15 protein-coding genes are annotated in these 18,799 nt (G+C 57.1%); 3 read left to right on the top strand and 12 right to left on the bottom strand.

Annotated elements, in window-relative coordinates:
* Window positions 1–123: 123 nt before the first annotated feature.
* The 3 genes from J3U88_RS23505 to J3U88_RS23495 all read left to right on the top strand — a co-directional run bounded on the left by J3U88_RS23505 (window position 124) and on the right by J3U88_RS23495 (window position 3,509).
* Window positions 124–606: a SixA phosphatase family protein gene (locus J3U88_RS23505; RefSeq protein ID WP_207861440.1), complete on the top strand. Its 483-nt coding sequence runs from the start codon at window positions 124–126 to the stop codon at window positions 604–606.
* Window positions 607–1,391: 785 nt separating this feature from the next.
* A complete protein-coding gene (locus tag J3U88_RS23500; protein ID WP_207861439.1) occupies window positions 1,392–3,188 on the top strand; it encodes a S8 family serine peptidase in 1,797 nt (598 codons plus the stop codon).
* A gap of 90 nt (window positions 3,189–3,278) precedes the next feature.
* A complete protein-coding gene (locus J3U88_RS23495; RefSeq protein ID WP_207861438.1) occupies window positions 3,279–3,509 on the top strand; it encodes a hypothetical protein in 231 nt (76 codons plus the stop codon).
* Between the two features lie 354 nt (window positions 3,510–3,863).
* Here the strand turns inward: J3U88_RS23495 and J3U88_RS23490 are convergent, their stop codons facing one another.
* From J3U88_RS23490 to J3U88_RS23435, 12 genes are all read right to left on the bottom strand, one after another.
* On the bottom strand, window positions 3,864–5,207 hold the full coding sequence (locus J3U88_RS23490) for a hypothetical protein (RefSeq protein WP_207861437.1): 1,344 nt from the start codon (window positions 5,205–5,207) through the stop codon (window positions 3,864–3,866).
* Window positions 5,204–7,564: a glycosyltransferase gene (locus tag J3U88_RS23485; protein WP_207861436.1), complete on the bottom strand. Its 2,361-nt coding sequence runs from the start codon at window positions 7,562–7,564 to the stop codon at window positions 5,204–5,206. Before J3U88_RS23485 ends, J3U88_RS23490 begins: the two co-directional genes overlap by 4 nt.
* A 15-nt stretch (window positions 7,565–7,579) precedes the next feature.
* The gene (locus tag J3U88_RS23480) at window positions 7,580–7,999 is read right to left on the bottom strand and encodes a hypothetical protein (RefSeq protein WP_207861435.1); all 420 of its coding nucleotides are present in this window, start codon (window positions 7,997–7,999) and stop codon (window positions 7,580–7,582) included.
* 18 nt (window positions 8,000–8,017) lie between these two features.
* Window positions 8,018–8,521 (bottom strand): hypothetical protein, encoded by a 504-nt coding sequence (locus J3U88_RS23475; protein ID WP_207861434.1) that lies wholly within the window; start codon window positions 8,519–8,521, stop codon window positions 8,018–8,020.
* 9 nt (window positions 8,522–8,530) lie between these two features.
* On the bottom strand, window positions 8,531–9,898 hold the full coding sequence (locus J3U88_RS23470; protein ID WP_207861433.1) for a hypothetical protein: 1,368 nt from the start codon (window positions 9,896–9,898) through the stop codon (window positions 8,531–8,533).
* A 41-nt stretch (window positions 9,899–9,939) separates the two neighbouring features.
* Window positions 9,940–10,422 (bottom strand): DUF4150 domain-containing protein, encoded by a 483-nt coding sequence (locus J3U88_RS23465; RefSeq protein WP_207861432.1) that lies wholly within the window; start codon window positions 10,420–10,422, stop codon window positions 9,940–9,942.
* 23 nt (window positions 10,423–10,445) lie between these two features.
* Complete coding sequence (locus tag J3U88_RS23460; RefSeq protein ID WP_207861431.1) at window positions 10,446–11,528, bottom strand: hypothetical protein; 1,083 nt, start codon at window positions 11,526–11,528, stop codon at window positions 10,446–10,448.
* 13 nt (window positions 11,529–11,541) lie between these two features.
* Window positions 11,542–12,555 carry a DUF2169 family type VI secretion system accessory protein gene (locus J3U88_RS23455; RefSeq protein WP_207861430.1) on the bottom strand — a complete coding sequence of 338 codons (1,014 nt, stop codon included), beginning with the start codon at window positions 12,553–12,555 and terminating at the stop codon, window positions 11,542–11,544.
* Between the two features lie 151 nt (window positions 12,556–12,706).
* Entirely contained in the window at window positions 12,707–14,755 is a 2,049-nt protein-coding gene (locus tag J3U88_RS23450; protein ID WP_207861429.1) for a type VI secretion system Vgr family protein, read from the bottom strand.
* A gap of 229 nt (window positions 14,756–14,984) precedes the next feature.
* Entirely contained in the window at window positions 14,985–17,681 is a 2,697-nt protein-coding gene (locus J3U88_RS23445; protein ID WP_207861428.1) for a hypothetical protein, read from the bottom strand.
* Between the two features lie 118 nt (window positions 17,682–17,799).
* Window positions 17,800–18,297 (bottom strand): CesT family type III secretion system chaperone, encoded by a 498-nt coding sequence (locus J3U88_RS23440; protein WP_207861427.1) that lies wholly within the window; start codon window positions 18,295–18,297, stop codon window positions 17,800–17,802.
* Complete coding sequence (locus J3U88_RS23435; RefSeq protein ID WP_207861426.1) at window positions 18,284–18,799, bottom strand: hypothetical protein; 516 nt, start codon at window positions 18,797–18,799, stop codon at window positions 18,284–18,286. Before J3U88_RS23435 ends, J3U88_RS23440 begins: the two co-directional genes overlap by 14 nt.

Genomic DNA, 18,799 nt, shown 5'->3' with positions numbered 1-18,799 from the left:
CCCATTTGGGTCGCGACAGCCATTCTGATGCGCTGTTCGCGGAGCAGGCCGAAAAGTGCTGAACCTTTCCCAGGCGTTTCTTACGCGTTACTCAAGTATCAACCCAGAATCCAGGAGGATGAAATGAAGCTTCTCATGATGATGTTACTGATCGCGGTTGGCGGCTGGTCCTACGGCGGGGAGCCGACCCTGGTTTACCTGGTCCGTCACGCGGAGAAAGTCGACAACACCGATGCGGCCGGTCTGACCGCCCAGGGTCAAGCGCGCGCCGAGAAGTTGGGCGCCTTGTTTGCGCGCATTCCCCTCGCCGCGGTTTATGCGAGCGAATACAAGCGAACCCAAAAAACGGCCGCGCCGGTGGCCAAAGCCGCGGGCACCGAGGTGACCGTGATTTCCGCCCGCGAACCCGAATCATTCCTGAAGGCCGTCAAGGCCGCGAAAGGTAAAGCCGTTTTCGTGGCCGGCCATTCCAACACCATCCCCGAATTGATCCACTTGCTGGGCGGACCCAAAACCAGCATCGACCACGGCGACTACGACAACCTGTACCTGCTGATCCTCCACGACGACGGCGCCGTGCTGCAGAACTTCCGCTTCACCCCATGAGCCAGATCTCAGCTACCGGGTCCAACAGGCGAAAACCAATCGCTATTTGCTGAAGTTGTCGGGAAGATCTGTGTTTTTCAATTTTGAGAGTTGGTCGGGTCGCTTTAGCCTGACCAAATACCTATTTGGTTAAGATCAAGGCAGGGTTTTTACCTTAGGGGTACGATTTGGATAAACGCGATTGAGCAAGTATCGGCGTAGGATGCGCCGAGGGGTGGAGCGAAATCTGTTGGAAAAAGCCTGCGGGGGTCGCACACGACGCGCACCTCGGAGGTACGTTCAGCATTTTCCTGCACGTCGCAGCCAAGCAAGTTGTGCAAGTACGCCACCGAGAATCGCTCAAACTGGGCTTTAGGCTGTATTTTCCCTGGACAGGTTTAAACCTCATCAATCCAAAGGTTCCTATAGTTGTTCCGATTCAATCATGGTGTGTCTCAGAACGCTATGAAAGCATAATCCGATAGTTCATCTTTTGCTTTCTTGTCAGAATATCTAATTGCATATCTTCTATAGATTGCTGTGAAAGTAAACTGGATGGCTTAGGAAGGGTTTGAAGGATAATTATAAATAAAAGTAATGTTGTTTTTGTTTTGCGTCACATTCGAATGGGATTATCTGGGTGTCGATTCTTTATCGGACTTGTTGGTGATGCTTTTTGTTTTTTTTGTTTCAAAGAATCGGTAGTCTAATAGAGGCTATCATGAATACAACGGGTCGAGTCTCGTTCAACTCCTGTCTTTTTTACGGGATCGATCTTGGCATCGGCATGTCTAGCGAGGTTTAATATGAAACAATCCGAATTCACAACAAATCCAAAGGTTTCCGCCTCTCTCTGTGCAATGCTCGGTGAGGCAAATAAGAACCCAGGAAAACCACCTGTCCTTCATTTTAGGGCGGTCGGTGGTGGTAACCCCGGCTCCCAAGATCCAACGGTTTCCCTGCTCGTCGAAACACAAACGGGTGATCAACAGCTCTCTGATTTGTCGAGCGGACATTGCCAAAGACTGAGCGATCAATTTGTTTCGCTCGATTTGCCGATGTCAAAGGTCGAACAGTTAATTCAAGAACCTCATGTTGAACGCATTCAAACCAAACGCAAACACAAGCTGGTGATGGAACAGGCCCTTGAACATGCGAACGGAATATCCGCGGGTGAGAGAGACTTTTTCGAGTCAGGCTCAGGCGTTTATATCGGGATTGTCGATTCCGGTTTTGATCTTTCCCACCCCGCCTTTTACGATAGAAATGGTCGTCTAAGAGTTGATTTCCTATTGGACCAAGTGGGCGGTAAACAAGAATTTGACCGGGATGAACTCGAACAAAAGTGGACATTGGGTCAGGGAAATTTCGGACCGGGTTTTGACAGCAATGGGCACGGGACCCATGTTGCCGCGATCGCAGGAGGAACACTTTTTGGCACAGGAGGATGGGAAGGCGTTGCACCCGATGCACGCTTCTTGTTGGTGAAGACCAATATGTTCGATGTCGATGAGGGGGTCAAATGGATCTTTGAAAAGGCTGGACGTTCTCCTTGTGTGGTGAACCTTAGTCTAGGGTCTCATTACGGTCCTCATGACGGTACTAACGCAGAAGAACGTTTGTATAACCAGTTGTCTGGAGATAACCAAATCATTGTGGTGGCTGCTGGGAACGAGCAAGAAAAAGACCTCCATGTTGGCTCTTGGTATTTTCCAGAGCAAAGCAATGACTACGTTTTTGACGTATTGCCGGGCAATGACAACACGGATCCGGGTGTTGTTGTTACCGGATGGTATTCAGAACGAGACCAGTTTGATTTGTTTCTTGGCACACCGGCTGGACAATTCATCCCTTTCCCTTCGCAAGGAGACCCAGGCAGAAAATATTCAAACAATGTAGTTAGCATTGATGTGTCTAGAACTTATTATCAATGGAGCCAGTTAATCCAATGTCGTCTAGAACTTTCTTTTGATCGGGCTACGGTCTCCATCGACGATCTTTATGGGTGGACCCTGCGTACATCCTCAAAGCAGTTAACCGCCGGCCGCTTTGATGCGTGGTTTCACAACAGCGACTTTGCTCGATTCAGACAGCATCCCCATTTAGAAAAATATCGTACCGTTGGCATCCCAGGTACCGGTAGCGGTACGATTACCGTGGCCAGTTTTACCTCAAAAACCCAATGGACTGGTGATCAAGGCTTTGCCGAAGACGCCTTATCTTTGGCCGGCCGGTTAAGCAGGTTCAGCAGCCTCGGTCCCACGCGCGATGGGCGCTGGAAACCGGATATTGCGGCTCCTGGTCACATGATTACCTCGGCCCTGGCTGACGGTTCCAGGCTCTCAAAGGCAATCGAGCGAACATTGGTCAATCAGCGCGCGGTAACTATTGAAGGAACGTCTATGGCCGCCCCTTTCGTCAGCGGTGTCATCGCGTTGATGCTTCAAAAAGCAACGGCTAGTGGAAAAAACTTGAACCCCGTTGAGGTTAAGGACCTGTTGGCGAAAAGCGCTACAAAAGATTGGTTTACGGGGAGAGAGGCTTGGACCCCGGAGTTTGGAAGAGGAAAAGTCAACATACCTGAAGTGCTTTCTTTGATCTGACACACGTTCGTTATCTTGCGAAATAGAAGATTAGCGATTAGATTTAGAAAATCAGGTCCAGATAAAAGCATCTGGGTTAGGAGGGTTCCCATGTTTGTTTCCCCTGTTCCAGGAGAAGAAAAAGAAAAATCCTGGATTATTGAACCCAAGGAAGGCCACAGTGACGAAGAAGTCATGACCCAACTCCGCCGTTATGGTGTGAGTGATATCAACCACCTATCCACCGGCTTTATTAAGGCTATCGGAAAGACACCTAACATTCAAAACATTCGGAACATCGCTTTTTTCCAAGAGAAAGTTGGACACAAATTCCCTAGTTAAACCTCTTTAGGTAAAGCAACCCAAAAAACGAAGGGCCCTTTGCCGTGAGGTTAAGGGCCCTTCGTTTTTTACCAATTAGTACAAGGGCTTGGGCTCTCATTTCATCCCCTGCGAGTTTGGGGTTGAATCTATGAGGCGCTGAATCGAGGGATTTTTGCTAATTATCTCGAGGAAAATGGTTTTTAAAAGCGAGCTGGGGTCCGGCACGACCCCACCTGCCTGGTGCGTTGAGTGTTACCTAAGAAGCGCGATAACTCGCGGTGATTTTCGCGCTTCTTAGGTGTTATTGCAGGTCGTTGCAGCCCAGAGTTTTAGAGAAAATCACCACGAGTAATCGTGTTACTTAGGTTGATATCAACCCTTCATCATTTCGCCGTGGCAGTACCAGGCGCCGGGTTCGAAGCGGTCGTTGTTTTGTTCGACCCATTTTTGGATTTGAACCAGGACCCGTTCTTGGAGGGGGACCGTCATTTCCAATTCGAAGACCGCGCTGCAGCCGTAGCGAATGAACAATTCGTGGTGGGCCAATTCGCGCAGCATGCCCGGCGTCTCCGGGTCCTGCATGCCCTGCAGCAAACAGTTGGGCGTGAGCAGTTTGCCGCGGCGGTAGCGTTTGCCCGCGGTGAATTGCGCCTCGTGGTGGCGCCACCAGGCCAGCCAGGTGTTGATGTTGTGGCTGATGCGCTCCACGTATTCGCCCGCCGGGTTGCCGTTGGGGTTTTTGATCGGCTCGCCTTTTTTCCAGGCCTCCAGCTCCGCCGGTGAGTACACGTCCTCGTCCGGTTCTTCCGGGATCCAGGCGCGTTCCACCAGGTGCGCGCCGGTGATCAGTTCCAACGCACGCGCGGCGATGGGTGCCACTTGCGGTCGGCGCAGGTAACCGAGCAGCGCGGGTACGCCGGCGACATCCCCCAAAATACCGAGACCCAACAAGCTGCTCGATGAGGTCGGCGTGGCGTTCATGAGTTTGTTGGGGTGGCCGGGCCCGCCGCACAGGGCCAGGGCCAAACGGGCCCAGGGTTTGCGCGCGCGTTTGGCGAGGAAGGGCGCCAGTTCGCGGTCGCCGAGGCGCAACAGCGCCAGCGCGGTTTCGCGCAGGTCGTAGTTTTTGGTTTGTTTTTCCAGCACGCGGCGCAGGTGGGACATGTGCACGCGCGCGCCGAGGCGACCCGCGGCCCAGGGAAAGGCACCGCCGAGGCCGTCCTCCTGTTCGACATGGTTGTTCAGTAGGTCGAAACCCAGCGGGTTTCGGTGCCATGCCAGCACGCGCAGGATGATCGGCAGGTAGGCCGGGCCTTTTTTCTCGGCGAAGGCCGCGAGGCGGGGGAACCAGGCGTGGGGGCAAACATGCACCAGCGCTTCGACAATGGCCGCTACCTGTTCTTCTTCGTCCGGGGTGAAATCCCGCATCAACGCGAGCAGGGGCTCCACCGTGTGTTGGCGGCAGGCCAAGAAAAAGCCGCAAAAGAGTTCGCCGGGGCCGCCGTCGAGGGCGGCCTCGCGACAAACCGCGAAGGCGTGGTTACCACCGCACACCAGGCCGTTGAGGTGGGCGTCGCGACGGCTTTCGTAATCCGCCAAATCGCGCCAGGTCAGTTCCAAATCTTCCATGCCGCGCACGCGCTGCTCGTAAAGGAAGGCCGCCTCTTCCAGGTGTTCCTCGTACAAGCCGCGGTTAAAGGTATCGACGTTCATCATCGGCGATCCTCCTCACCCTCGTTCTGGTTCTGGCCGCGGCGCTCACCGACCACGGGTCGCGGTGGGGTCATACCCATCAAACCGTGCATGCTCTGGCCCGCCTGCGCGCGAATCGGATGACCGTCCGGGGCATGTTCCAGCAGGGTTTGCCACAACATCATGGCCTGTTCCTGATGGATAAAGGCCAGTTGGGCGTAGGGCGATAGGAATTTGGGATCGAGCTGGAGCGCGCGTTCGAAACAGGCGCCGGCCGCGCGGGTATCGCCCTCGTTGAGGAGGTGCAGCGCCTCGTTGAACCAGGGCAGGGCGTCCTCGGGATGGGCGTCGCGGTACTTCTTATTGGCTTCGTAGTAGGCGTCGACCTTGGCTTGAACCCGTTGATCGCTTTTGAGGAAGCCGTAGTGTTGGATGGCGATGCCGCTGGGCCGAACGGTGACATCGGGAATGCGGTACAGCGCTTGTTCGATGGTTTCGTGGACGGGCCGGGTGTAGTACAGCTCGGGGATGTTGCGGAACAGCCGCACGGCGAGGGTGTGGACCGGCGGGTCGTCCTTTTGGTGGTTGGCCACCTCAAACGAATAGGCGTGGGGTTCGGGATCGTCCAACAACCGCTGCAGTTGCATCATGGCGCCGCGGTCAATGACCTCGTCCGGGTCCATCGCCAGAATCCAGGGTTGGCGCGCCATGCCCTTGGCGCGGTTGCGCGCCTCGTCCAGCTGCAAGCCGTCCATCCTGAAGTGTTGGATGTTGTTGGTGAAGTGGGCCGCAATGTCCAGGGTGTTGTCGGTGCTGCCGGTATCGACGATGCAGATTTCATCGACATAGGCCTGCCATTCATTCAAAAAGGCCTCGAGGTATTCGCCCTCGTTTTTGGTAATCAAACACAGCGAGAGCCCGTGGCGTTTTTGATAGCGGCGCAGGGTGACGGTGTCGCTAATCAGATGGTTGTAGGTGGTGTTGCCCACCAAGGCCGCATCCGGGTTTTTGTCCACGGTGCGGTAGAAGGTGTATTTGGCGCGGCGCAATACCTCGCGGTCGTACCCCAAATGGCGCACGCGGATATTGGTAAAGCGGCGGGCGCCCTCGGCGAATTGCGGGATGTTGCCGCAGTGCAGACCCTCCGGGGTACCGTCGACAATGCGCTGGTTTGGTTGGTAGCGGTACATGCGGTAGCCAGCCATGTTGCCAAAGATGCCGTCGGCGCGGTACCAGTGGTGCTCGGCGTCCCAAAAGGTATACCAATGAAAACCCAGTACTTTGACGTGGGGATCGTTGAGGGTCATCAGCGTTTGCGCCCGTTCGCGGTCCATCTCAAAGACTTCATCTGAATCGACGGTGATAATCCAGTCCGGGTCCAGTTCTCCCGCCATGGCCAGAATGTGGTTGCGGTCGCGCCGTTCATCAAACGGCAAATCTTGGTATTCGTAACGGGTGACCGCCGGGTGGTTGCGCATCAGGTCGCTGCAGCCGTCGGTAGAGCCGTCGTCCAGAATCACAATCGCATCGGCGAACGCCGCGGTGGCGTCCAAACTCGCCACAATGGTGTCGCGCGCGTTTTTCACGCGGTAAGCCGCTACCAACTTGGGCTGACGGGTCCTTTGTTCACGCCATTTTTGCGAAAAAGCCGCGCGGTTGGCCAGGCCCAAGTTCATGTCGGGACGGGCGTTGCGGAAGGTGGCGCCGCCCTCGTGGTAGACGAAGATGTCCGCGGCGACCACACAGGTCCAGCCGCGTTCTTCGCCGCGCAACACCCAGTCGTTGTCGTCAAAGCCGCCGGGTGAAAAACGTTCGTCCAAGCCGCCGACATCCTCGTAAAAAGCGCGGGTCGTCATCAAACAAAAACCCGAGAGGAACCAGGCGCGCTGCCAGTTGCGATCCTGTTGCTTGCGCCACACCGCCGCATGGCGGTTGACCGTCTCCCATTCGGCGTTGGGCGGACCCGCGACCTGTTGCATGCCGCCGACGGCGTTGCTCACCGGGCCCACCAAACCCACCGGACCGCTGCCGCGCAGGTTTCGGCCGGCTTCGTCCAAGCAGGTGCGCAGGCCTTCCAACCAACCCTCGGGCAAGACCGTGTCGTTGTTGAGCAGCACCAAATAGTCGCCGCCCGCGCGTTCTAGGCCGCGATTGGCGCCGACGCACCAACCCGTGTTTTGTTCCAGCAAAACAGGGACGAACCGCGTGTCCGTCGTGCTGAGCTCCCCAAGGTAACCGCGCGTGCCGTCGGTGGAGGCGTTGTCGACCACCAGCACCTCGCAATCGGTGTCCGGTATGGTGCGTTGCAACGATGTTAAACAGCGAATGGTTTGAATGAGGTTGTTGTGGGTTACCACAATAATCGAGGTAGAAATAGCCATAAATGCCTCGTGGTTTTAACGTTCGAAACGGACGTACAGGGCGTTGGAGACGAATTGCCGCGACGAGGCGTGCAGCATAAATCCGTATTGGGGCGCGGCTACCAACAGAAGCGCGGCCAAGTCAAAATGGAACCAGGCACACCAATCGTCGCCGAAATCGGTGATGTCGTCGTCGAATACCCGTTTCTTGGCGAAGAGATGAAAACTCAGTGGTGTTTGGGTATGCACCTCGACCGTGTGGACAAACAGGCCGTCGAGCAAACGGCGTTGGTCCGGCCCCGTGTTTTGTTTGGGTTCCCTTAAACAAGCATAAACCATCGGTTTCCCGCCGCCGCGCATGCGGTAGGGATTGTTGGGCAGGACCAATGCCAGGCCCGGCTTACTGAGCACCGGTGAGTTTGCTTGTCGTCCCATCTCAATTGTTGTTTTAACCATCTTGGTATCCCTTCGCTTTTAGTAAACCACCGCTTGTAAACCCAGCAAATCGATGCCGACCGCGTTAGAAACCGCGTTTTCCAAGGAAGCATGCACGAACAAGCTGGGCGATTGGTTGGGATAAGGCGTTCGGCAGGAAAGTGTGCTGTTGACCCAACCCCCGCGGAACCCGCCTTTGATCGGCGGCTTCATGGTCGGCGGGGGAAAAGGGGGTTCGCTGATTAGATTGGGTTTCCCTTCTTCCTCGCGGGGTAGGCGTACAAAGTCATTGAAGGTGCGGCAGCTAAACACCCGTCCCGCGCCGGGATCGCAGACAAACAGGGTGATCGCTTCCAGCAGGTTGTGGTACCGATCACCGATGGAACCGGGCACCATGGCCGAAACATGAATGTCGAAAACCGCGAGGCCGTCGCTGTAACGGATGTTTGCGGCGGTGAGGCCGATCAGTTGGTCGCCCGCCTCAATTTTGGGCGAGGCCGGCACCTCGTTGTAGTCGAAAATGAGTTGTTCTTCGAATGACATGGCGCCGTCCTATCCGAAATAGTTCCAAATTTTTGCGTTCATCGCGGGGGTGTCCAGTTTGACCCGTTTCAAGCGCGGTTCACAATGGCTGACACAGAATTTTCCCTTGGGTTCTACATTGGCATCGCCCCGATAAAACATGGTGCATAGTTGCCCGGCGCCCCCGTAACGATAGGCCTGGCCGGAGGTGAGGCCGGGGGGACCGGGACCCAAAACCGCATTTTTCCAACAGTGCGGGCCACGCCCGCCGTAAACGTCGGTATGCCAACGCGGGTTGTGTTCGTCCGACAAAGACGCGCCGTTGGTGTCCCAGCGCGACTCCTTTTGAACCGCTTGTTGCACGCCGTGGCCCACCTCGTGGGTAAAGGTTTGCAGGACCTCGGTCAACCCATCGCGCGTGCGCACCAGGCAGAAGTTGCCGATGCTGTAACCCATGATCAGGTGTTCTCTAACGACCGTGTAACGCATGTCAAAGGTATTGGCGGCGGTGGCGAGGTGGTTGGTTAATCCGGGGACCGCGTTAAGGTCCCAGCGCACCACGGCGTTGTGGTTGGTGTTGGTGGGTAGGGTGAACCGTGGAATCACGTTGGTCCAGGGTTGACCCGGCCAACGAATCTGACCTTGGGTGATCCAGGCGGTCGGATTGCCGACCTCGGTGTAAAGCAGGTGGTGGTAGACCGTGGAACCGATGACGGCGCGGGTGCCCAGCTCCGTGCGAGGTTGCGGCGAGGTCGAAAAAATATCCGGTGCGACCAGCAGGGCGACGTTATAAGGTTTGTTGGTCAGGGTGCCGGTGCCGGTCGGCCTTAGGTTGATGACGCCGTTCGGCGGGCCGCCCATAAACGGGAAGGAAACACTGGGGTGGCGCACGATGGTCCCGTCGACGCGCGCGACCACGGTCAGCGAGGCGGTTTTGGTCGTGTTTTGTAGTTCGATGTAACCCGGTTTAAACGCGTCCTTGAAGTCGTTTTCCAGTGCATTGAAAAAATTTAAGGAGTTGTTGCCGACGTAAAAAACGGTGTAATACACCTTGCGCCAGGTTTCGAAAATATCGGTGCTGACCGAATTGGGGCGATCCCCTTTTTTGGCGGCTTTCACCACCCAGCGGTCGCCGCCGACGTGGGGTAGGATCACCTCGTTTTCAAACGATCCCGACGCCGCGATCACCGTTTCCGCGTTGCGCATGCGCGCGCGCTGCGTCAGCGACAAGTAGATTTCATCGGTGTTGGTGGCCCAACCCGGCTCGACCCACCATTCCACGCGGTCGCCGTTGCCCACGTTGGGAATGTTGTTGGGCCGCAACTTAAGCGTGCGGGTGGTGCCGTGAATGTTGGTCACGCCACTGGGTAGATTGACGTATTGTTTGATGATCGCCATGGTGCCTCGAAACGCGGCCGGTTGCCGCCGAACCAACTAAATTATTCAACCTCGATTTTGGTGGGTGCCCATTCCTTGGGGTTTTCCGGTGGATCGGGAAACAGCGGAATCACAATCAGGGGTGGTTGAATTAGGGGGAACGGCGGGGTGTTTTTGTTGTTGTGGAGCATGAGGTCGAAGGCGCGGGTCACCCCTTTGCCTTCCGCTTTCACGTCAAACGAGAAGGTGACGAACTCGGCCTTGGCCATCTGGGTGCCGGAGGCAACACCCTTGTTGACGCCCGGCTCGTCGCCGGTACTGCGGCTGAAGTTGGAAGGTTGGTTACAAATCGGGTTGCCGTCGGCTTTGACCTTCTTCGCGGTTTTGGCGCTGTCCGAGGACATTGCGATGTTGGGGTAGGGGATGGGGACTGGGTTGGGCGCCGGCGGGGCCGGGGTCAAACACACATCGGGAAAGGCGATGGTGATCCCGTTGCTGCCTTTGTGGACGACTGAAAGAAAATTGGCTCCGACCGTGACCGGCATAAAAACTCCCTGAGGTTGCTTGGTTAATACTGAGCGGCAAAGCCGAATTGCGAGAGGACCAAACCGGCGCGTTGGGCGTCGTGGCCCAAGGCGGTGAGCAGGGCCGAGGATTCGGGCGCGTAACCCTGGCCAAGCGCGAAGGCGGCGATGGAAAAGCCAATCGCGGCGGCGACACCGGTGTGGCCCAGGTTCTCGGCCGGGTACCACATGTGGCGCACGGGTAGCTTGTTTTGCAGGCGCACCAGGCAATGGCCCCATTCTCGCGCCTGGCGCGATTCGCCGTTAAAGGTTGTCACGACCCAACCTGGCAGCCGACCGTCGGCGGTTTGCTCGGCGCAGGTTGCCAAAGCTTGAGACAAACCCTCGCCTTGGGTGGCGTCGTCGGCGGTTGGCGGGTGGGGTTCGGTCGCGTCGCCGCGGGCCGTGACCAGCGCGTGAATTTCCGCGCCGCGCGCTTGGGCGGTTTCCGGGGATTCAAGCAGCACCGCCGCGGCACCTTCGCCGGGAATGAACCCGTCGAGGTTGCGCGCCGACTTGATGCGGCCGTCGCGGTCCAGCTCGGCCAAGCGCGCAGATGCCAACAGGGAATCGGCCGCGACCAGCAGGCAAGCGCGCGCGCCGTGCGTGTGAATGAGTTCGGTGACGTGGGCCAGGCCGGCGCTAAAGGCCGCGTCGCTTTCGTAAAAACCCAGGGGTGCCGGGTGAAAGGCGAGCCCGGTTTCGTCGGCCAGCGATTCCACGAGGTGGCGGGTTCCGGCGTTGGGCAATACCGGCACCACCACCACGCCTTCCAAATCGCGACGGCGCAGGCGGGTGTGTTGCAGCAGATCGTTGATCGCGGCAACCGCCAAGGCCTCAATCCGTTGCGTGCCCGCCTCGGTGTCCATGGTCTGCAGCCGGCTCCAGACGAGGGGTTGCGGTTCGGCCAATTCTTCATCCGAGGCCAAGCAGTAAAAATCGTCGGTTTCCTGGAACCGCGAAACGCCCGCGCAAAAAGAGGCGAAACACTGGGTCGTGTTTAAGCCGATGGGGGTGACCAAACCCAGACCGGTCACCGCGAGGTGTTGGTCCGGAGGGGTGTTGGATGTGGGTTGGGGATGGGACATGGTTCGACTCGTTTCAGCGTGTTTCAACGCGAATTTCTTTGACTTGGTACAAGCGGTTGTGGATGTCGAGCTCGCCGCGCCAGACTTGGGTGACCTGTTGTTGGTCGGCGTCGAGCACGACCGTGTCGAGTTGGAGGTCAAGGGGTTCGTCACCGCCGGTAATCTGTACCGCGCCCTTGGGACGGACGTCCGGCAATTGGAATTTCCATGGCAACCCACTCGCCAGCACATTGTGGACCGCGACATCTTCGTCGCCGCGCAGACGGTCCGGCGCGATCAGGTCGGGGTGGGCCGCGTTGTGGAAGCGGGGATCGAAGTCTTGCGGCAGCAGCGGCGCACGCTGTTCCTGCCAGGCCGCGTCGTAGGTGCCCGCGTGATCCAGGCGCGGCGACCAATCACGACTGATGAAGCCGAATCCGGCCGGTGGTGGGCGGTCACCCGCGTGGCGAATCAAGGCGGTGGGGTCCTCGATGTTGGGTAGCGGCGAACCCGCGACCGGTTGTGCCGAATGTTTGGCGCGAAAACCAACCCCCACCGGATTGCGGCGTTCCGCTTCCCAGTATGTTTGATTTTCGTTGCTTTCGTCGCGACCGCCGAAGGCGCGTTCGTAGATCAGCGGCATTTCGCGGAAGGGCGTGATCGGGCCGGGCGTGGCGCCGGTCAAGTGGTCTTCCCAAACGCGGTCGCCGAAAACCGAAACCCTTTTGGTTAGGGGACCGATTTTGAGGCTGACGTCCAGGTGTTGGACCAAAGCCTGGTCCTTGGCTTGCGCCGTGCCCAGGAGCACCACATCCGTTGCCGGCTTGGCGGGCACCATTTCCGTTTCCCACTGGATGCTGGACGTGCCGACTTCGTCGTAAAAGGTATCGGCGCCGCGCAGCGCGGGCTGCTCCGCTAAGGGGCGCAAGGTCTGATCCTCGCCGACCGCAAACACCGCCTTGACGATCACCAGCAAACGATCCCGACCCGAGCCGTCGCCGTAAACCAAGCGGTCACAGGTGAAGGGCGAATCATTGACCAATTTCATCACCGCGTCACCTCCCTTCGCCCAAAGGCATCCCAAGGGCTCCGGCCTCTCGCGATGAACGCGTGGAACACGTTCGGGAGAGGGAACCTGGGGCGCGAAGATAGGGCGCTGTTGGGAACAAGTGGCGCATGAGAAACCTTTTGATTCGGGATTAGTTCAAACCGATTTTGGAACCTTTGATGACAATGTCGCTGCTGCCTTTGACCTGAATCTTTTTGCCGTTGACCTCGACGTTGCCGTTTTTCTTGAGCACCATCTTGGCCGACCCGACCGTAATCGTCAGCTTGTCGGCGATGTCGATGTTGCCTTTTTTGTTGCCGCTGATGTTGATGTCTTTGCCCACCGAGATATTGGCTTTGTCTTTTATATCCAGGCTGTAGTTCTTCTTACCGCTGATGGAGATATCTTTGTCGACCGTTTCGGTGAGGGTTTTTTTGATTTCGCGGTCGGCCTTGCCCTGAATCACCACCGTCTCGTTTTTGCCCACCGTGACGTTGCGATCCGTACCCACCGTGGTTTCCATCTTTTTGCCGACGGAGATGCGGTAGTTCTCGGTGACGTCCTCGCTGTAGTCCTTTTTGACCTTTTCCGTGAGGTTGCCCTCTACCGTGATCACCATGTCCTTGCCGATGGTTTCGTTGTGGTTGCGACCGACCTTGATGGTGCGGTTGTCGCCGATATCCTGGGTGTCGTTGCGAATCACCACCGTGTTCATGTCCCGTTCCGCGCGAATGTCGAGCAGTTCCGCGCCGTCCTTGTCGTCGAACATAATGTGGTTGTCTTTAATGGTTTTAATGATGTTTTGCCATTTTTCCGCCGGGCCGAGCGGCGGCGGGTTGGCGTCGTTGTAAACGCGCCCGGTAATCAGCGGCAGGTCGGGATTGCCCTCGATGAAACTGACGATCACCTCGTGGCCGATGCGGGGAATCCACTGAATGCCGTAGTTGGGGCCCGCGTAGTTGTTGGACACGCGTACCCACATCGAGGAGCGATCATTTTTTTGGCCTTCCCGATCCCAGTGGAATTGCAGTTTGGCGCGGCCGAGCTGGTCGAGGTACACCTTGGCGCCCGACGGACCGGTCACCGTGGCGGTTTGCGTGCCTTGCACCCGCGGCCAGGGCGTTTTGCGTTCGGGCCGGAACGGCACCTCGCACGGCATCACGCTAAAACGGTTGGTGGTGTGGCCCTGTTCCATTTTGATGTCGCAGGACACGATGAGCCATTTTGCGTTAAAGGCGCTGTTGAAATGGTTTTCGATGGTGACCGTGTGACCCGCCGCAAAGGAGCGGTGCGTCGCCGTGCCGTAGCCGCGTCGGTTATTCGCCGCCGAGGCTTCCTTGGCGAAGCCGGCATAGGTGTTGCCCTCGCCGGTGTCGCGGTAGTTGCGGGTGTGGTCGTAGTGTTCCAGGTTGGTAAACAGTGGGACGTTTTTGTCCTCTTTGACCACTTTTAAATCGAGCTGTGAGGTTTCGTAATTGTAGTGCTGCAGGTTGAAACGGCCCGTCCCAATCGATTGGTGGTAGGTGAAATCCATGATCGCTTCTTTGGTGCCCTGTGCCAATTCGGGCGTGGGTTCCTCGTTGTAATAGGCGTCGGCGCGGGGTTTACAGGCGGGATGTCCGCTGATTTTGTTGCAGAACAGCGTTTGGCTGTTTTCCTGGTCGAACACAAAGCAAATGCCTTCTTCTTCCAGCAGACGACAGATGAACTGGTAGTCGGATTCCTGGTATTGGACGCAGTAATCGCGAATCGAAGGGGAACCGTTGAGCGACCAGATATTGCTGATGCCGTGCTCGCCGAGGACTTCCTTGGTGATGTCCTCCGCCGACATCTTTTGGTAGACGCGGGACTTGGTGCGCCGGGTGAGCAGCCAGAGCTTGGGGCGGATTTCCACCTCGTAGATATATTCTTTGTCCGAGCTGGGATCGTGGTGCCCGAAGCGGGTCCGGCCCTGACCGAAACGCGTGATGATCCCCGAGAAGAAACGGCTTTCCGTGAGGTCGTCGCCACACATTAGCTCGATTTTCGCGTCTTTGTTCAACATGTCCTTAAAAGCCAGGCCGGGGTCGGCACTGACAATTTTGACGCGAAGGCTGTAAAGCTCTGATATGGCTTCGGATACCTCCATTTCAAGAATGGCGATATCGCTTCCGGGCGACCGCCAAAAAAGATCGCTTCGGTTATTTTGCTCTGCCGTCATGGGTGAACCCCTTCAAGCTGCATCGCCGCGTAGGCCGCGGGCGAAGGATGTGAAAACGCGCTGTTCGTTTTCCAGTGAATAAAACCGGGGGGTCATTTAGATAAGGTAATTAAGTAACTCCATTCTAGTTCGCTGGGAAGGTCGTCGCAAGTCCTATCCCCAAAACGGCCGAGATCACGAGAAAAAGGGTCGGGGCGTCCGCTATTGAGTGAACACCCCGGGTGCTTGGCTAGAACCCAAAGTTGTGGGGTTCGTCGAAGATGGTCCAATTCCCCTGCACAAACTTTTTCTGGTCGGGGCTATTACGTGCGGTGTAGTCCTGGCCGTTGTATTCAAACGACCACAACTCGTGTTTGTCCGAAAAGGGGTTGAACACCACGCCGAAGTGGATGTCTTTGTCGCCGTTACCCCAGTTGGTATCGGCGAAGATCACCTCGCGCGTCGGCGCGTTAAAGGTTTTTGCCAAGTAAAACGCGATCTGGTCCGCGCGGCCTGCTTTTTTGTTGTCGTCCGGCAGACCCGCCACCATCGATTGGTAGATATCGTTGGGTTTTAACGAATGTTGCTGGTTGCGCAAGGCCTGTTTGACCGCGTTTTTGTTCATCCCGAACGCGCCCGCAAATCGGTCGACAAAACCCAGTACTTCTTGTCGGTTCAAGGCCGTGTCGGCGAATTCGGTCAACTGTTGCGGCTTGGTTTGGGTGTCGATTGAATCGTTGATGTCGTCTTCTTCACGGTCCATTTGCTGCAGGAGGAAGGGACTTAAGCCGGGCTTGAGCAGGAAGGCGTGGGTGTCGGTGCTCATGGGGATTGACATGTTGCGCAGTGTGTCCACCGAATAATTATTGTCCTCGTTGGAAACCTTGGTTTGCATGGCTTTGAGCGTGGTGATCACGTGGTTAAGCACCGTTTTGCCGGTATTGTTCTCGCTTTGATCCAATTTGGTGGTGTGAACCGCCGACGTATTGGGGAACAGCATGCGCACGACTTTGGCGGGATCGGCACCTTGCGTGAAGCCGACCGGGTTGCCCTGTAATTTATCGGTACGTGCGATCAGGTTGGCGCCCAGTTGCTCCGTGTCCACCTTCTCGAAAATTTCACGCATCAGGGTGGCGTGGGTGGAGGTGACCAAGTTTTTGTCTGTCCAGTTACCGTTCTCAATGGTGGCGATGTCTTGTGTCGCGACATGGACGAAAATTGCTTTAACCGCCGTCGCCAATTCATCCGGCGTGGTGATCACGCTTTCCTCTTGGGTGGTGGGGTGGGTAAAGGTAATCGTGAAGCCGCCGTGGGAACTGTGGCCGTCGTCGCTGAGTTGACCGTGGACCAGTTCGGGGTTGTACTTGTAGGTGAAGGCTTCGTTTAAGGTGCTGCTGATGCGCCCGTTCAAGCCGCCCAAAAGGCCGCCGTAATCCACTTGGTCATTGACGTTCACCGCCAACATTTTCTGGGCGACGTGCTGACCCCAGGGCGTGTTTTGCTCGCCGTAATTCACCGTCATGTACAGATTATCGATTTGGGTGCTGAGCTTGCTTCCCAGGGTTTGGGCGTGGCGGGTTTCGGCAAAACCCGAAAGCGTGTATTCGAAGGTGCGCATCAAGCGGTTTTCCATGGTCGCGTGGAAGGCGAAGGCCGCTTTCTTTTTGGCCGCGGACTTGGGACCGAGGCCGCCCTGGTTATCAATAATATTCGCCAACAATTCCTTGGGCGACTTTTTGGCGTCAAAAAAGGTGCCCGCCATACGGTCGGCCGCTTCGGTGACCAGCCTGATTTGGGTTTGTCGGTTGGTAATACCCACCGCCTTCAGGCCTTGGATGATGCCGGGAATGTCGTACAGCTTGACCGTTTGCGGCAGGTTCTGGTTGTTGACCTTGGTGACATTGCCGCTTTTGTCGAATTTCATTTTGTGGTTGAACTGCAAATCCAAGGTGTTGTGGTTCCCCGGCAACGAGAACTGGACCGGGTTGCTGTTGACGTTGCGCTGGAAGGTTCCCTGCATGCGGTTGTTCTCAACCAAATCTTTGAGCATCGTCAGCGTTTTATTGTAGTGATTGGTCTTCAGATGAATCGCGATGCTGGTGCCGAAACAGGAGCCTACGCTGCCCTGGCGCAGGTGTGACAACATCGAGGAAAGCACGGCTTTGCGCACGTCGCGGTCGGTCAGATTGCCCACGGGTTTGTTGATGGTGGCGCGCAGGGTTTTGGTTTGGGGATCGCCGTTGTTGGGCGCCGAGATGCCGCTCAAGGCGTTGCGAAAGGCGACATTGGTGTTGATGTGGCGCAACAACTTAAGCATCTCTTGGCGATGCGGCCCGACTTGGAAGGTTCCGGCGAGGGTGTCGTTTTCCAGTTGGTCGATCATCACCGCCACCATCGCCTGGTCAACCGTGCCGTTTTGGGCCAGGATCTTTTCGGAAACATCCAAGGCCAAACGGGTGTTGAAGGAAGCGCTTGGGTCTTGTAGCCCGCCCATCTGCTGGTTGTGGGCGAAACTGTAGGCTTTGTGGAGCATTTTGCCCGCGTCGATCACCCGTTGGTTCCCGCCGACCACATCGCCGATGTTTGCGCGCATCCAGGCCGCGCTGACTTGGTCTTTGCCCAGCATGATCGCGGCTTTGACCTTGTTGGCCGTGCTCAAATTTTGGAAGTCGACGCCCGCCGTGCGCAAGATGTTCTCGGCGCGGGTTTTGTGGGTGTTGGTGAAGTTGGGGTTCTGTTGGTTGTTGCGATGAACCAACTCGGCGAACTGGGGCAGGGTGACCCCGGTAGAGAGGTGGTTTTGCTGGGTGTGGTTAAACAGGGCCAGGGTTCTCGGGGTGGCCACGAACAGCCCCAGGCGGTCGGGTCGCGAACGGTCGACATCGCGCCCTTGTTGAAATTGACCGGTCACAAAACGCCGGTTTACGTTGAGATTCATTCCTTTCATAACCTGTTCCTTTTTACAGCTTTACAGCGAGGCCGTCGGCAGTTGGTGGGTGACCGGTCGCGGGGTCTGCGGGGGCGGGCCGAGGGCCGTTTATCAAGCGCGTTTTATCAAGCGCGGTTTAAGCCAATTGCCACGGTTGGACCGGGGGCGGTGGTTCGTCTAGACCGGTGCTCGGTTGTTCGGGTTGTGGTTCGCCCGAGCCGTCGGGCGCCTCGTCGACGTGGCCGTGGACCGTTGCCCACAAGCGCACCGCGTTGGCGGCAAAGGTGTCGTAGGTCGCCCACAGGGTTTCGGCATCCAGGTCTTCCCAGGGAATGCTTTGGTTGAAAACCAGCCGGTTTTGGACCGGGTCCAAGGCCAGCGCGCCGTCACCGGTTAAAGTCGGATGGGCGTTGATCAGCAAGCTGTTGCGGTTGACCATCGCGATTTCTTCCGGGGCCAATCCTTGCAGGGGCAGCAGTTCGGCAAACAACAAAACAATCGGGGATTCGTTGTCCGTGGCCAGCACGATTTCCACCCCGTCCGCTGCCAAAAAGGTGGCCGTCCCGTTTTCGTTTAAGGCCGCGCCCGGCTGAGTCTCGCCGAGCCATTGGTTGAGGCGTTCAGTCGGCAACATAGTCACTTCCATTGGGGGCGAGTGGTAACAGATCTTGTTGAATCGGCGTCTGCCGTGAAGTCAGCGGCCAGGGGACCGACACGCGATAGGGCACCAGGTTGTGGGGGGCGAAGTTGTAGAAGGTGAGCGTGGTGCCGTCGTGGCGCGGTTGCTCAATCCCGCTGACCTGGTAAGGCGCGTAATGGGAGGCGGCGGCGTCCGGCGCGGCGGCGCGGCGGTCCAAGGCGTTTTGGTAACGCGTTTGGAAGGTGCCCGGGTTGTCGATGAGTTGGAACTGATCGCCGAAGATGATGAAGTTGGCGACGCGGGCTACGAGCTCGGGCGTGCATTCGGGATCCTCGGGTGAAAGCAACGCCAGCGCGTCAAAAAGGTTGTGGCAGGTATGTTCGCCGAGGCGGACCGCCGGTTCGCGTTCGTCGCCTTCGTCTTGGAAGAACAAAAACAGGGTTTCATCGTGGAACGTGCGCCAAAAAGTGAGGTTGGCCGGGAAGGTTGCGTGCAT

It is taken from the genome of Acanthopleuribacter pedis (genome assembly GCF_017377855.1).
GTDB lineage: Bacteria > Acidobacteriota > Holophagae > Acanthopleuribacterales > Acanthopleuribacteraceae > Acanthopleuribacter > Acanthopleuribacter pedis.
The sequence above is the reverse complement of the archived record's forward strand: the minus strand, read 5'-3'. Positions and strand labels throughout refer to the sequence as shown.